The sequence below is a fragment of the Enterovibrio makurazakiensis genome (genome assembly GCF_050336585.1).
GTDB lineage: Bacteria > Pseudomonadota > Gammaproteobacteria > Enterobacterales > Vibrionaceae > Enterovibrio > Enterovibrio gelatinilyticus.
Genome location: NZ_JAKJSE010000007.1, coordinates 118,785 through 132,433 on the forward strand (window position 1 = coordinate 118,785; position 13,649 = coordinate 132,433).

Genomic DNA, 13,649 nt, shown 5'->3' on the forward strand with positions numbered 1-13,649 from the left:
AAAAATTAAATGGATATTAAACAATTATACATTCACGGAGGGTACGTTGATGCCACTTCAGGTGAAACATTCAAAACACTAAACCCCGCCACGGGCGAGACTCTGGCTAGCGTGCAACAAGCGAGTCAAGCCGATGTGGATGCGGCTGTTAAATCTGCATGGGAAGGGTTTCAAGTTTGGTCTGCCATGAGTGCACCAGAACGCCGAGCCATTCTTAATAGCGCCGTTGCTATCCTGCGTGAACGCAACGATGAACTGGCCGCATTAGAAGTGCTCGACACTGGTAAGCCGATTCAAGAAGCTTTGTACGTCGATGTGGTGACCGGTGCTGATGTGATCGAATACTACGCTGGCTTGGCGGTGTCGATTCAAGGTGAGCAGCAAAGCCTCGGTGAAAACCAATTTTTCTACACCCGTAAAGAGCCGCTTGGCGTTTGCGCAGGTATTGGAGCATGGAATTACCCCATTCAAATCGCCATGTGGAAAGCGGGGCCCGCGCTTGCTGCGGGTAATACCATGGTGTTTAAACCATCGGAAGAAACGCCATTAACCGCACTAAAATTGGCCGAAGTGTTTACCGAGGCGGGTATGCCTGACGGCGTGTTTAACGTCGTTCAGGGTGATTACCGCGTAGGCCAAATGCTGTCTCGCCATGATGAGATTGTGAAAGTGTCGTTCACGGGCGAGTGCGGAACTGGCAAGAAAGTCATGGCGGATGCGGCAGGGACACTGAAGTCGGTCACCATGGAACTGGGCGGTAAATCTCCGCTGATCGTGTTTAACGATGCGGATATCGATAACGCAGTCTCTGGTGCCATGCTTGCTAACTTCTATACACAAGGCGAAGTCTGCACCAACGGCACACGCGTGTTTGTTCATGATGATATTTATGATGCCTTCATCGAAAAACTGGTGGCAAGAACGAACAAGTTGATCGTAGGAGATCCCACTCATCCTGATACCCAGATCGGCGCATTGATTTCGAAAGGGCATGTAGAAAAAGTGCTGGGGTTCATCGAGCAGGGTAAGCAAACCGAAGCGCGTTTGCTTTGTGGCGGCTACCAAGTCACGGAAGGCGAATTGGGGAAAGGAAACTTCATTGCCCCGACAGTATTTGCGGATTGCACTGATGACATGCCCCATGTGAAAGATGAGATCTTTGGCCCCGTGATGTCTATTTTGCGCTTTAGTGATGAACAAGAAGTGATTACTCGCGCTAATAACACCAAGTATGGACTCGCAGCGGGCGTATTCACCACTAACTTCTCCCGCGCACACCGCGTGATAGCAAAGCTACAGGCCGGTATTTGTTGGATCAATAACTGGGGCGCTTCTCCGGCGGAAATGCCAGTCGGCGGCTATAAGCAATCGGGCATTGGGCGTGAAAATGGCGTTCAAACATTGAGCTTCTATACCCAAACCAAAAGCGTTTACGTTGAGTTGGGTGATGTAGACAGCCCGTACGCGTAAAAGGATTTTTAAAGCATCATGGCAGTTGAAACAGAATTTGATTACATCATTGTTGGCGCAGGGTCGGCAGGATGTGTATTGGCAGATCGCTTGACTGAGTCCGGCGAGCATAACGTATTGATCCTTGAAGCGGGTGGCACAGACAGAAGCATTTTCATTCAAATGCCGACGGCACTGTCGTACCCAATGAACACCGAAAAATACGCGTGGCAGTTTGAAACCCAAACAGAGTCAGGCTTAGACGGTCGTAAGCTGCATTGTCCACGTGGCAAGGTACTTGGCGGCAGCTCATCCATCAACGGAATGGTGTACGTTCGCGGTCATGCTTGTGATTTTGATGAATGGGAAGCCAATGGCGCGCAAGGTTGGAATTATCAATCATGTCTTCCGTACTTTAAACGTGCAGAAACTTGGGTGGGTGGTGAAGACGAATACCGCGGTGGTAGCGGCCCTGTCGGAACGTGCAATGGCAATGATATGGCGCTAAATCCGCTTTACCGAGCATTTATTGATGCGGGTGAGCAAGCGGGTTATCCAGTCACAGAAGATTACAATGGTTATCAGCAAGAGGGCTTTGGCCCAATGCATATGACCGTGGATGGCGGTGTGAGAGCATCAACTTCGAATGCGTACCTTCGACGCGCTTTGAAGCGCAATAACCTCACGTTAATTAAAGGCGTGACGGTCAACAAGATATTGCTTCGCGGAAAGCAAGCTTTGGGCGTTTCATACAGCAAAGGTGGCAACCACCACGAGGTAAATGCGCGTAAGGAAGTGATCAGCGCGGCAGGTTCAATTGGTTCACCACAACTGCTGCAGCTTTCAGGCATCGGCCCTAAAGCAGTATTAGAAAATGCGGGTGTTGAAGTGAAACACGAATTGCCTGGTGTGGGCGAGAATCTGCAAGATCACCTAGAAGTCTATTTCCAGTATTTCTGCAAACAACCCATCACTCTGAACGGCAAGCTTGGTTTGATCAGCAAAGGCTTGATTGGTACGCGTTGGATTTTGTTTAAAGACGGTCTAGGTGCAACCAATCACTTTGAGTCGTGTGCGTTTATTCGCAGTCGAGAAGGCATTAAGTGGCCGAATATTCAATACCATTTTTTGCCAGCAGCCATTCGTTACGACGGGAAATCTGCAGTTGAAGGTCATGGATTCCAAGTTCATGTTGGGCCCAACAAGCCTGAAAGTCGTGGTTATGTACGAATCACCAGTGCCAGTCCGGACGACAAACCCGAAATTGTTTTCAACTACATCAGCACAGAGCAAGACAAGCAAGATTGGCGCGATTGCATTCGCCTGACGCGTGAAATCTTGGCGCAAGACGCGTTTGCTCCGTTTGGGGATGGTGAGATCCAACCCGGCGATGGCGTGAGATCGGACGACGAGATCGACACATGGGTTAAAGCCAATGTGGAAAGTGCCTATCACCCATCCTGTACCTGCAAAATGGGGGCAGACTCAGATCCGTTAGCGGTGCTAGATGAAGCGCTTCGTGTGCGTGGTATTGAAAATCTGCGTGTGGTCGATTCATCCGTATTCCCTGTCATTACCAACGGTAATTTGAATGGCCCAACGATTATGGTGGCAGAGCGGGCAGCAGACTTGATTTTGAATAAGTCATTGATGCCTGCTGAAGGCGTGCAAGTGTGGCTGGATCCAAACTGGCAAACCCAACAAAGGCTTTATCCGTCAGCGAAATAAAACGCGAATAATGACAGCGATAAAAGCAAAAAAATAGACGTAAACCGAAGACAGAAAAACGTAAAAGCAAGGCGAATAAAAAACTGAAGGGCAAGGCTTACTGCACTGCCCACAGACAAAGAAAGGAAGAGGGAAGCAACCATGGACATGAAAAAGACTCAACGACTGACAGCACTCAGCCTGACGTTAGCAGCCAGTGTGGCTGCAGCGCCAGCGATGGCCAATCAGTGCGAGAAAGTGACGTTTTCAGATGTAGGTTGGACTGACATTACGGCGACGACTGCCGCGACGACGCTTGTACTGCAAGGTATGGGGTACGAAACCGACATACAACTATTGTCGGTACCTGTTACCTATACCTCGCTGGCAAATGGCGATGTAGACGTGTTCCTTGGCAACTGGATGCCAACCATGGAAGGTGATATTGCAAAGTATCGCGAAGCCGGCACGGTAGAAACCATCAACATGAACCTAGAAGGTGCCAAATATACGCTGGCAGTGCCAAAGTATGCGTTTGAAGGTGGCGTGAAAACGTTTGCGGATATCGCCAAGTTTGATGATGAATTCAAAGGCAGAATTTATGGTATTGAGCCGGGCAACGATGGCAACCGCCTTATTCAAGACATGATCGATACTGATGCCTTCGGCTTGAAAGCCTTTGATCTGGTTGAGTCCAGCGAAGCGGGCATGCTATCTCAGGTGAAACGCGCTGTGCGTCGTGACCAGTGGATTGTTTTTCTTGGCTGGGCGCCGCACCCAATGAACAGCAACTTTGAGCTTGAGTACTTGTCAGGCGGTGATGATTACTTCGGCCCGAACTATGGGGGGGCAAATGTGTTTACTAATGTGCGCAAAAACTTCACCGCGGAATGCCCGAACGTTGGAAAACTGCTGACGAACCAGAAATTCACGCTCGCCATGGAAAATGAAATCATGAACGGCATTTTGAATGATGGTGCGAAACCTGAAGTCGCAGCAAAAGAGTGGCTACAGGCCAATCCAGACGCATTAACTGCATGGTTAGACGGCGTGAAAACTGCCGATGGCAAAGACGCACTACCTGCGGTTAAAGCACACCTGAATATCCAGTAATGCGCTAACTGCTGCCCGTCCGCAGTTAGTGTCGGGAGCAGCGGGTGGATAGCGGCTTTTTGTTGCCGTTATCCACCTAAACCATGATGGATTTTGGAGTACACATGAACTGGATTACTGATAATAAAATACCCCTAGGCAATTACATGGAAACCGGCGTGGATTGGCTTACGTATAACGCCGCTGGTTTTTTCGATGCGCTGTCTATTTCACTGGAATGGCTGATCCTTTCCCTTGTTGATTTAATGCAATGGTTTCCGCCTTATGTGCCTATTCTGTTGACCGCAGCGATGGCATGGCTTCTTCATCGAAGCCTGTCGCTGGTGGTATTTGTCTGCGTTGCATTGTTATTGATTCTGAATTTAGGGTACTGGCCGGAGATGATAGAGACCTTCGTGCTGGTGCTTACGGCAACATCGTTGTCTGTCATGGTGGGTGTACCTCTTGGTATTCTTGCCGCTCATCGCCCTTGGCTGTATACCTTCATGCGACCCGTGTTGGACTTGATGCAAACCATTCCAACGTTTGTTTACTTGATCCCAACACTCGTGTTGTTTGGTCTGGGTGTGGTTCCAGGCCTTATCTCGACCATTATCTTCGCCATTGCTGCACCTATCCGCTTGACGTATTTGGGCATTCGTAGCGTGCCTGAAGAGTTAATAGAAGCGGGCAAAGCATTTGGTGCAACCCCAAGTAAGCTGTTGTTCAAAGTAGAATTACCCGCTGCCATGCCAAATATTATGGCGGGGATTACCCAGTGCATTATGTTGTCTCTTTCTATGGTGGTGATTGCCGCGCTGGTTGGTGCAGACGGATTAGGTAAACCTGTCATTCGTGCATTGAATACGGTGAATATCTCTCAAGGTTTTGAGGCAGGTCTTGCCATCGTATTAGTGGCTATCATTTTGGATCGCTTGTGCAAAGCGCCAGCTTCACAAGGGAAAGAGGGGTAATCATGAAAGCGGTAACCATCGAAAATTTAGACGTGGTGTTTGGCCATTCATTAGATAAAAGCCTGACCTTGCTGGATGAGGGAAAAACGCGCCAAGAAATCCAAGAAGAAACGGGCAACGTGGTTGGGGTACACAATGCCACACTCAGCGTGGAAGAAGGCGAGATCTGTGTATTGATGGGGCTATCTGGCTCAGGCAAATCAAGCCTACTTCGTGCTGTAAATGGCTTGAACCCTGTGACGCGTGGCTCCCTGAAGGTACGCAATGGCGATGAAATGGTCGACCTTGCCGGGATTGATGAAACGGCATTGCGCCATTTGCGTTCACACCGTATTTCTATGGTGTTTCAAAAATTCGCCTTGATGCCGTGGCTCACTGTGGTGGACAACGTGGCATTCGGCTTAGAAATGCAGGGCGTAGCGAAAGATGAACGCCGCCGACGAGCGATGGAAAAGCTGGATATGGTGGGTTTGAGGGAGTGGCATGATAAACATCCTCACGAGCTATCAGGCGGTATGCAGCAGCGTGTGGGTCTGGCTCGCGCGTTTTGTATGGATAGCGATATTCTCTTGATGGATGAACCTTTCTCTGCCTTGGATCCGCTTATTCGTAACCAGTTGCAAGATGAGTTATTGGAGCTTCAACGTAAGCTCAACAAAACCATTTTGTTCGTTAGCCATGACCTTGATGAAGCGCTGAAAATCGGCACTAATATCGCGATTATGGAATCAGGGAAAATCATTCAACATGGTAAGCCCGAAGACATCGTGCTGCGTCCTGAAAACCAATATGTGGAGGATTTTGTTGCCCATACCAACCCGTTGAATGTATTGCGCGGACGCTCACTCATGACAGCCATTGGCGATTTGGCTCGTGATGGGGACACTTTGTTACTGAGCCGACATGAACATACGGTACTTGAAGCCGGTGCCGATGGGAAAATAGCAAAAGCAACGCGACTTGGCATTGAATTGCCAATGGTTAACTGGCGAGAAGGCGAAAGCATTGAAGGGCTTGCTGTCGACTCGGTGGTCACCGTTTCGGCAGATATTTCTATGCGCCATGCATTGGAAGTCCGATACCGCACGGGACAGCCAGTGTTGCTGAGCGATGACGAGAAAATCATCGGCGTGTTGTCAGACAATGATTTTTATCATGCATTACTAGGCAAGCACTTTTCGAACGCTGCGTAGCGATATTGTCATAGCGATACTTGACTGACAGCCAGAAACCAAAAACGCCAACATTAAGTTGGCGTTTTTGTGTTTGAACAAGTGTGCTTATTTACCGCAGCACTTCTTGTATTTTTTCTCGCTACCGCATGAACAAGGATCGTTGCGGTTTGGCGTTTTATCAAACACGGTGGTTTGTGGTTTGCAAAGCAGTGTTTCGAATTCGGTAATCTCTTCTGGTTGCTCTGCATCTACGGTAATCGCCACAAACAACTGGTTTTCGAGCGCCTTGGCTTCAAGCTCTGCTTTACGCTCTTCAGTTTGCACCGTCAGCGTCAACGGAAGGTCTTCTGAACCCGGTTTTGCTGCACGCTTAGTGTTATAACCAAAACTTTGATACTTTGGCTTTTTCTCAATTCTGCCTTTATAGAAAAACTTAGACATGGGATTTTTCCGGGTTAGTTAAATGCGGAGAGAGGTTATACAGCAAAATGCCCGCCTAATAAACGTAATCTCGCATCGACAGGCTTATTGTGGTGTAAACGTAAGGCAACTAGCGGGTAACGGCATCTTGTAAGCGCTTAAATGCATCACTCAGCTTATCGTCTTCTCTACAGACACTCAGCAAATCTTCAATAAAGAACTTCAGTGCGCGATGTTCGATTTGGCGTAGGTTTTGTTGCTGTTCATTGGACAGCATGTGGTACATGCTCGCAGCACCAAAATCACCAAAGATGATGTTTGATTCGTCATCAAATAAGGTGTTGTGGGCGTATAAATCACCGTGACAAACCTGCTTGTCATGCATGTGATTAAACACATCTTCCATTTGATTGACCATTTTATCGATTTGCGCGATTGAAAGTGTAAACCCTGCAGGGAAGGTATCACGCGTACACGTATCAAAGTTTGGCGGTAAACCAAGATTCTTAAAGTGCGGTGGGATCAGATTCATCACCAGCGCGAGGTGATTTTTCTCGCTGACTTGAGCCAAAGGCTGCACAAGACTTGGGTGGTAGGCAACCTTCAAGCACGCGTTGAGTTCGTCCTGCGGATAACCATCGCTGGTGACTTCGCCTTTGAACACCTTCACTGCAATATCAGCAGGGTATTCGGTTTGCGGGTTGTTCCAAACGGCGTTTGAAATTACCCCAGACGCGCCTTGCCCTAATACACTTTGCAACGTGAAGCTAGACGAAGGGACGTGTGGCACCGAGTCGATGCTGTTTGACGATTTGTTTTCAGACGATTGGCAGAATGGATTCCCTGAGAACGCGAACCATGCCAATTTAGGAAGACTAAATACATGGTCTGGACAGTCTAGCAATTGGTTCGCAGAGATTCGCAATAGCTCGAGGTTGTGAAGCTCGCTCATGGTTTTTGGCAGCGTGTTTAATCGGTTACCTGCAAGCGCAAGTTTTTGCATGCGAGGACGCAGACCTAAAGAATCTGGCAAGGTTTCAATTTGGTTGTCAGTGAGGATTAGCCAACGTAGTTTCGGTGGCAGAGCATTCTCTGGAACGACACTAATCTGGTTTGACTTAAAGCCGATCATATCCAGTTCAGGGCATTGACCCAGCACTTCCGGCAGGACATTAAATCGGTTATTTGACGCAAAAAGAATTTTCAGTTTTCGCAGTTGCACAATTTCTTGTGGCAATGACGACAATTGATTGTCTGATAAATCCAGAATCTCCAACGTATCAGCAAGAGAAAGGATCTCTGAAGGGAAGGACGTTAGGTTTTCGGAAAGTTTAAGGCGTGTGATACCAGCAAGTTCGCCAGATCGTAGCTGAGAAAGAGAATGCAAAATGAAAATCCATGGTAGCGATAAAACAAACCGGGTTAGTTTACAGAAAAGAGCACCAAACCGTTAGAGGAATGCTACAGAACTCACACTGTTGATAGGGGCTTCTTAGAGGGAGACTCAGCAATAAATGCTAAGAGGTGGGCACTATTACGTATATCTGGGAAGGGCCTTTTCACCACAACATGGGAAGTTGTGGGGAACAAAAAGACCAAACCCAGCTTTCAGCAATTATTCAGTAAACATTAGGCTGAAAGTTCTTTTCGGATAATTTCCGCACCGGCACTTAGCGCATTAAGTTTGGCAGTCGCAACATGGCGAGGCAGAGGAGCCATGCCGCAGTTGGTGCAAGGGTAGAGCTTATCAGCATCGACAAACTTAAGGGCTTTTCGCAGTGTATTGGCGACTTCTTCTGGCGTTTCAATGGTATTGGTGGCGACATCAATAGCGCCTACCATTACTTTTTTACCTCGAATAAGTTCAAGTAATTCAATGGGCACATGAGAGTTGTGACATTCTAATGAGACGATATCGATATTGGATTTCTGCAGTTTGGGGAACGCTTGTTCATATTGACGCCACTCTGATCCCAACGTCTTTTTCCAATCTGTATTGGCTTTGATGCCATAGCCATAACAAATATGGACCGCGGTTTCACACTTCAGTCCTTCGATGGCTCTTTCTAACGTCGCAATTCCCCAATCGTTGACCTCATCAAAAAACACATTAAATGCAGGCTCATCAAACTGAATAATATCAACGCCAGCCGCTTCTAACTCTTTGGCTTCTTGATTGAGGATTTTGGCAAACTCCCACGCCAGTTTTTCGCGATTTTTGTAATGATCATCGTAGAGCGTATCGATCATTGTCATTGGGCCGGGTAGTGCCCACTTGATCGGTTGACTGGTTTGCTGTCGCAAAAATTTCGCATCTTCAACAAATACTGGTTTTTGGCGCGAAACAGCGCCAACGACAGTAGGTACACTCGCCTCATAGCGGTCGCGAATTTTAACTGTTTTACGTTTTTCGAAATCCACGCCGTTGAGATGCTCGATAAACGTCGTGACAAAGTGTTGGCGTGTTTGCTCGCCATCACTAACAATATCTATCCCAGCCTGTTGCTGCTCATGCAGTGACAAACGTAAAGCGTCTTGCGTACCGTCTATGAGTTCATCTCCTTCTAATTTCCAAGGAGACCAAAGTGTCTCAGATTCTGCAAGCCAAGAGGGTTTTGGCAAACTGCCTGCCGTCGAAGTAGGTAATAAGTTTTTCATAATAAATGCTGCTGTATATCTGAGTGAATGATTAAGCGTATTGCGAGGACCAGCGCTCAAGAATGTTTTGGTACGGTTTGATGAAGTTTTCTTCAGCAAATTTCCCTTGATCAATCGCTAATTGGCTGCGTTCTGCTCGGTCATAAACAATTTGAGTGAGCGAATGATCTGCATTCTTTAAATTTGGCTGATAGTGCTTACCCGCGACAGCGTTTGCATTGTAAATTTCAGGCCGATAGATTTTTTGAAACGTCCCCATTGTGCTAATAGTACTGATGAGCTCAAGATTGGTGTAATCATTGAGTAAATCGCCAAAAAAGTAGAAAGCTAAAGGTGCAACACTATTGGGTGGCATAAAGTAGCGAACTTGCAATCCCATTTTCTTGAAGTATTGTTCGGTCAAAGAAGAATCATTAGGTTTATATTCATAACCTAAAACGGGATGTTGATTGTCAGTGCAATGGTAAGTTTTGTTATCAGAAACGCTTAGGCAAATAACCGGTGGTTTCTTGAAATTCTGTTTGTAAGACGCTGAGTTGACGAAATACTTGAACAGTTTTCCGTGTAATTCACCAAAGTTGTCTGGAATGCTAAATGTTGGTTGGTTTTTATTATGATTCAATAATAATACGCTAAAGTCATAATCTCTCACGTAAGAGGAGAAATTGTTACCAACAATACCCTCAGTTCTTTCATTGGTTTTGTGATCAATAATATTCGTTTTTAATATTTCGATAGAAGGGAACGCTTTACCGTCACCGTTAACATCCATATCAACAGAAATGATCTCAAGCTCGACTGAGTAACGGTCACCTTTAGGGTTGTCCCAATGGGCTAAGGCATTGAAACTATTATCTATCATCCTGAGCGCGTTTTGCAGATTCTCTTTTCTACTCTCACCCCTTGCCAAATTGGCAAAGTTTGTCGTGATGCGGGTGCTGTTTGAAGGATGATAATTTTCATCGAGCAAGATGCTTTTTATCGTAAACGTAAAGTTGTTATTCATAGCGGTTTCCATATCCATTGTGACGAGGGGAAATCCCTGAGGGTAATTATGGTTATTCAGGGTTTTGCCCTCGAATTAATGCCCACTCTAAAAATGGCACTAATTGTGATGTCATTTAATATTACTCAATGAGTATGTTTATACGTTGATTGGCGTGAGGTTTAAAACGCTTTTATCTAACGATCAACATGAAGAATATTCATGATCTATTCTGTTTGAATGTTTAAGTATGTCAGTTATATTGCGTGGCTCAATACGTGTGTGTTTATATTTTTTTCGTATTGGAACCAAATGTATATTAAAAGGTGAACTGAATGGGTGACGTGTTGTTGTTGGTTTTATACTGTGCAGTACTGGGTAGTGGCGTTGGTTTTTTAGCCGGACTGTTAGGTATTGGTGGCGGCTTGGTTATTGTTCCTGTGTTGAGCATCATTTTACTTCATTTCGAGGTTTTACCTTCTGAGCAGGTCGTCGTTGCTGCAATTGCAACGTCATTGGCATCAATATTATTTACTTCAACTTCTTCAGCGCTTGCACACCATAAGAAAGGCAACATACCCTGGGAAATAGCGCCTTGGATAATGGTTGGAGTTGCCATTGGCGCACTTATTAGTGGCTTCATGGCTGCATTGTTGCCTGAAAGAATCGTTCGCCTAGTATTTGCTGTGAGCGTCGTGCTGATTGCACTGAAAATGTTTTATAGCAGTACAAAAAGTGACTCTTCAACCGAGCGGCAAATGCCCCACAGCGGTGTGCTAACTATTTTGACGACAATCACGGGTGGATTGTCTGCCATGATAGGTATCGGTGGTGGTGCTCTGCTTGTTCCTTTGCTGACGTTTTTCTCGCTTGATATGAAAAAAGCAATTGGATGTGCTTCTGCCTGCGGTATTGTCATCGCACTGTTTGGCTCAATAGGATATATCAGCTCAGGTAGTGCCCATTTTACGTTAGAAGATGGATTTGTTGGGTTTGTCTATCTCCCCGCATTGTTAGGCATCGTTTGCACGTCTTGGTTTATGGCGCCTCTAGGCGCTAAAGCGACAACAGCTTTACCTGTATCAACCATAAAGAAAGTTTTTGCCGTATTATTGTTAGCCATGGCTGCCAACATGATGCTGAATTAAGCGAGCACACATATACGCATTCAAGTCTGTTGATTCACTTGTTTCATCCATTGATGAATCGATCTTTGCTCTAATCATTAGTGAATCATTGGGATGGAGACTTTAAGGCGTACGTTCTGATGTTGACTGACGATACTTATTGAATGCGGTTTGTGAAGATGATTTGGGGTTATATTGAATTTCGTCTTAAAGCGCCAACGGCGATTGGCGCTTTATTATCTGAAAATTAGTGCTTCTTCGGGCCGTTACGCACTAAGTCTTTGCCTGTTTCGAATACTTCTTGGGTTACCCAACGTGCTAATAGCAATTGGTGCTTATCATCCAATACGGCAACGAACGGGCGACCGTCAGTGTTGTTGGTCGCAAGCGCGATGCCTGCGACGTCTTTCAGCCCCAATCCACCATTTTCGATAGCGATCAGGAAGGTCTCAAGGTCTTGTAGGTTGTCGATGATATCGGTTTCGTTGTTCATGTGTTCAACACTCTTTCTGTGTTTCAAGCTTTCTGTTTGGGGATTATTTCATGGCATGCCCAGCGTGGCAATCAGGTATCCCGACTCATTACAGTGCCTTTTCAAATCCAATCTGATTTTGTTTGTTTTTCACTCTGCTCGCACGCGTATATCTGTCATTACCTCAGGGTGAAATTCTACTCAATAACCCATTTATACCGAATATCGTACGCGTTCATAAGGATGAGATTATTTCGTCCTTATGCGCAATATTCGGCCTCTGTTCTGAGCGATAGCATGAGAAATCGCTGTGAAACTTTCCTGAAATGGTGGTGGTAACAGCGAGGAGCAGTGATTCATAAAGACAAATACAGGGAGTATTAAAAAGATGAAGACTCATGCAATTCGTTTATTGCCGCTCAGTTTGGCAGTGATGAGTGTAAACGCGACAGCGGCCATCACCTTGTACGAAGATGACACTCATTCAGTCAGCACAGATCTGTTGGTGAATGTTTTTTATACCCATTCAAGCGTTGACCGACTTGCGGATTTTGACGATGCCAACAGTGGTAAGGTGAGTCGAGACCAATCGCGTGTTCGCGTTGGCTTTCTGCCGAACTACATTGGGTTTAATTACAACACTGAAACGGATGACGGTTTGAAGATAGGCGCCCGTTCCTCCTTCTGGGTAACTTTAAATGACACCGACGTGAATCGCGGTGCGGAAGGATTGGGAACACGATCAGGTATCGATGTTCGTCAATTCTACGCAACGGTGGATGCGGATTGGGGACAGGTTTTGCTGGGCAAAGATTTTGGTTTGTTCTCTCGCAGTAATATCCTGACGGATGAACTGTTGTTGGGACACGGTCAAACCAGTGATTTTTATGGATTGATTGATGGCGGTAACGTGTCGTTCGGTAATATTGGTTCGGGCTACACCTATCCGTTCCCGAAGGCGCAAGTCACTTATCGTAGCCCTGATATGTCGGGCGTTCAGATCGCTGTTGGTGTGATGGATCCGAATAAGAAAAGTGCGAGTAGTTCTGAAGACAACCCGCGTTTTGAAAGTGAAATCACGTACAACAATACGTTTGATGCGCTGGATCTTAAAGCCTACATCAATGGCGTCACCCAAAGTTCGAAGGACAACGCCGGTAAAACTGATTCTAACGGCTTAGGCGGCGGTATTCGTCTAGGCTTTGCGGGCGCAGCGCTCAATGCCTCCGGTTTTAGTACTGAAGGCTTAGGTGATGTGGCGGGATTAGATACCTTAATTTCTAATGAGCAAACCAAATCAAAAGGTTATTTGTTGCAAGGTTCTTATTCGTTTGATGCGGAGCGTCTTGTGTTGTCCTATGGTCGAACCGATGTTGAAACCAAGGGAACCACTAGCCTTGAATACGATAATTATGCCATCGCTTGGTTCCATACAGTGAATGCGAACCTGAGTTTAGTGGGAGAATATAATCGCACTGAAGTGAATGAGGGTAGAACTGAAGAAAATAATACCTTCGCGATTGGTGCGGTTGTCACGTTTTAATTCATTGCGCTCGGTGGCGTGCTAGCGTCCGCTGCTGAGTGTAGTGA

Annotated in this window: 12 protein-coding genes; 7 read left to right on the top strand and 5 right to left on the bottom strand. The window is 46.3% G+C overall.

All coding sequences use genetic code 11. The features are described from left to right. Window positions 1-9 precede the first annotated feature (9 nt). From betB to choV, 5 genes are all read left to right on the top strand, one after another. Window positions 10-1,470, top strand: a complete 1,461-nt coding sequence (gene betB, locus L4D06_RS05410; protein WP_429738084.1) for a betaine-aldehyde dehydrogenase — start codon at window positions 10-12, stop codon at window positions 1,468-1,470. An 18-nt stretch (window positions 1,471-1,488) separates the two neighbouring features. Continuing rightward, the gene (betA, locus tag L4D06_RS05415) at window positions 1,489-3,177 is read left to right on the top strand and encodes a choline dehydrogenase (protein WP_429738085.1); all 1,689 of its coding nucleotides are present in this window, start codon (window positions 1,489-1,491) and stop codon (window positions 3,175-3,177) included. 141 nt (window positions 3,178-3,318) lie between these two features. Next, window positions 3,319-4,269: a choline ABC transporter substrate-binding protein gene (locus L4D06_RS05420; protein ID WP_274164100.1), complete on the top strand. Its 951-nt coding sequence runs from the start codon at window positions 3,319-3,321 to the stop codon at window positions 4,267-4,269. 104 nt (window positions 4,270-4,373) lie between these two features. After that, on the top strand, window positions 4,374-5,222 hold the full coding sequence (gene choW / locus L4D06_RS05425) for a choline ABC transporter permease subunit (RefSeq protein WP_274164099.1): 849 nt from the start codon (window positions 4,374-4,376) through the stop codon (window positions 5,220-5,222). Between the two features lie 2 nt (window positions 5,223-5,224). Next, window positions 5,225-6,415: a choline ABC transporter ATP-binding protein gene (gene choV, locus L4D06_RS05430; RefSeq protein ID WP_429738086.1), complete on the top strand. Its 1,191-nt coding sequence runs from the start codon at window positions 5,225-5,227 to the stop codon at window positions 6,413-6,415. Between the two features lie 87 nt (window positions 6,416-6,502). On the opposite strand, the gene L4D06_RS05435 is transcribed toward choV, so the two are convergent. The 4 genes from L4D06_RS05435 to L4D06_RS05450 all read right to left on the bottom strand — a co-directional run bounded on the left by L4D06_RS05435 (window position 6,503) and on the right by L4D06_RS05450 (window position 10,481). Continuing rightward, a complete protein-coding gene (locus L4D06_RS05435; RefSeq protein ID WP_274164097.1) occupies window positions 6,503-6,838 on the bottom strand; it encodes a PBPRA1643 family SWIM/SEC-C metal-binding motif protein in 336 nt (111 codons plus the stop codon). A 109-nt stretch (window positions 6,839-6,947) separates the two neighbouring features. Then, on the bottom strand, window positions 6,948-8,204 hold the full coding sequence (locus tag L4D06_RS05440) for a leucine-rich repeat-containing protein kinase family protein (protein WP_429738088.1): 1,257 nt from the start codon (window positions 8,202-8,204) through the stop codon (window positions 6,948-6,950). A gap of 242 nt (window positions 8,205-8,446) precedes the next feature. Then, window positions 8,447-9,475 (bottom strand): methionine synthase, encoded by a 1,029-nt coding sequence (locus L4D06_RS05445; protein WP_429738089.1) that lies wholly within the window; start codon window positions 9,473-9,475, stop codon window positions 8,447-8,449. Between the two features lie 31 nt (window positions 9,476-9,506). Then, entirely contained in the window at window positions 9,507-10,481 is a 975-nt protein-coding gene (locus L4D06_RS05450) for a DUF1852 domain-containing protein (protein WP_429738091.1), read from the bottom strand. Window positions 10,482-10,795: 314 nt separating this feature from the next. On the opposite strand from L4D06_RS05450, the gene L4D06_RS05455 reads away from it, so the two are divergent. Continuing rightward, complete coding sequence (locus L4D06_RS05455) at window positions 10,796-11,608, top strand: sulfite exporter TauE/SafE family protein (protein ID WP_429738092.1); 813 nt, start codon at window positions 10,796-10,798, stop codon at window positions 11,606-11,608. A 226-nt stretch (window positions 11,609-11,834) separates the two neighbouring features. Here L4D06_RS05455 and L4D06_RS05460 read toward each other — a convergent pair whose 3' ends face one another. Further along, a complete protein-coding gene (locus tag L4D06_RS05460; RefSeq protein WP_274164092.1) occupies window positions 11,835-12,080 on the bottom strand; it encodes a hypothetical protein in 246 nt (81 codons plus the stop codon). A gap of 367 nt (window positions 12,081-12,447) precedes the next feature. Here L4D06_RS05460 and L4D06_RS05465 point away from each other — a divergent pair, with 367 nt between their 5' ends. Then, window positions 12,448-13,602, top strand: a complete 1,155-nt coding sequence (locus L4D06_RS05465) for a porin (RefSeq protein ID WP_429738094.1) — start codon at window positions 12,448-12,450, stop codon at window positions 13,600-13,602. Window positions 13,603-13,649: the final 47 nt, after the last annotated feature.

Coding starts and splice junctions, on each gene's coding strand:
- L4D06_RS05465 (WP_429738094.1), top strand. CDS start 12,448: ATGAAGACTCATGCAATTCGTTTATTGCCGCTCAGTTTGGCAGTGATG.
- L4D06_RS05435 (WP_274164097.1), bottom strand. CDS start 6,838: ATGTCTAAGTTTTTCTATAAAGGCAGAATTGAGAAAAAGCCAAAGTAT.
- betB (WP_429738084.1), top strand. CDS start 10: ATGGATATTAAACAATTATACATTCACGGAGGGTACGTTGATGCCACT.
- choW (WP_274164099.1), top strand. CDS start 4,374: ATGAACTGGATTACTGATAATAAAATACCCCTAGGCAATTACATGGAA.
- L4D06_RS05445 (WP_429738089.1), bottom strand. CDS start 9,475: ATGAAAAACTTATTACCTACTTCGACGGCAGGCAGTTTGCCAAAACCC.
- L4D06_RS05420 (WP_274164100.1), top strand. CDS start 3,319: ATGGACATGAAAAAGACTCAACGACTGACAGCACTCAGCCTGACGTTA.
- L4D06_RS05460 (WP_274164092.1), bottom strand. CDS start 12,080: ATGAACAACGAAACCGATATCATCGACAACCTACAAGACCTTGAGACC.
- L4D06_RS05455 (WP_429738092.1), top strand. CDS start 10,796: ATGGGTGACGTGTTGTTGTTGGTTTTATACTGTGCAGTACTGGGTAGT.
- choV (WP_429738086.1), top strand. CDS start 5,225: ATGAAAGCGGTAACCATCGAAAATTTAGACGTGGTGTTTGGCCATTCA.
- betA (WP_429738085.1), top strand. CDS start 1,489: ATGGCAGTTGAAACAGAATTTGATTACATCATTGTTGGCGCAGGGTCG.
- L4D06_RS05450 (WP_429738091.1), bottom strand. CDS start 10,481: ATGAATAACAACTTTACGTTTACGATAAAAAGCATCTTGCTCGATGAA.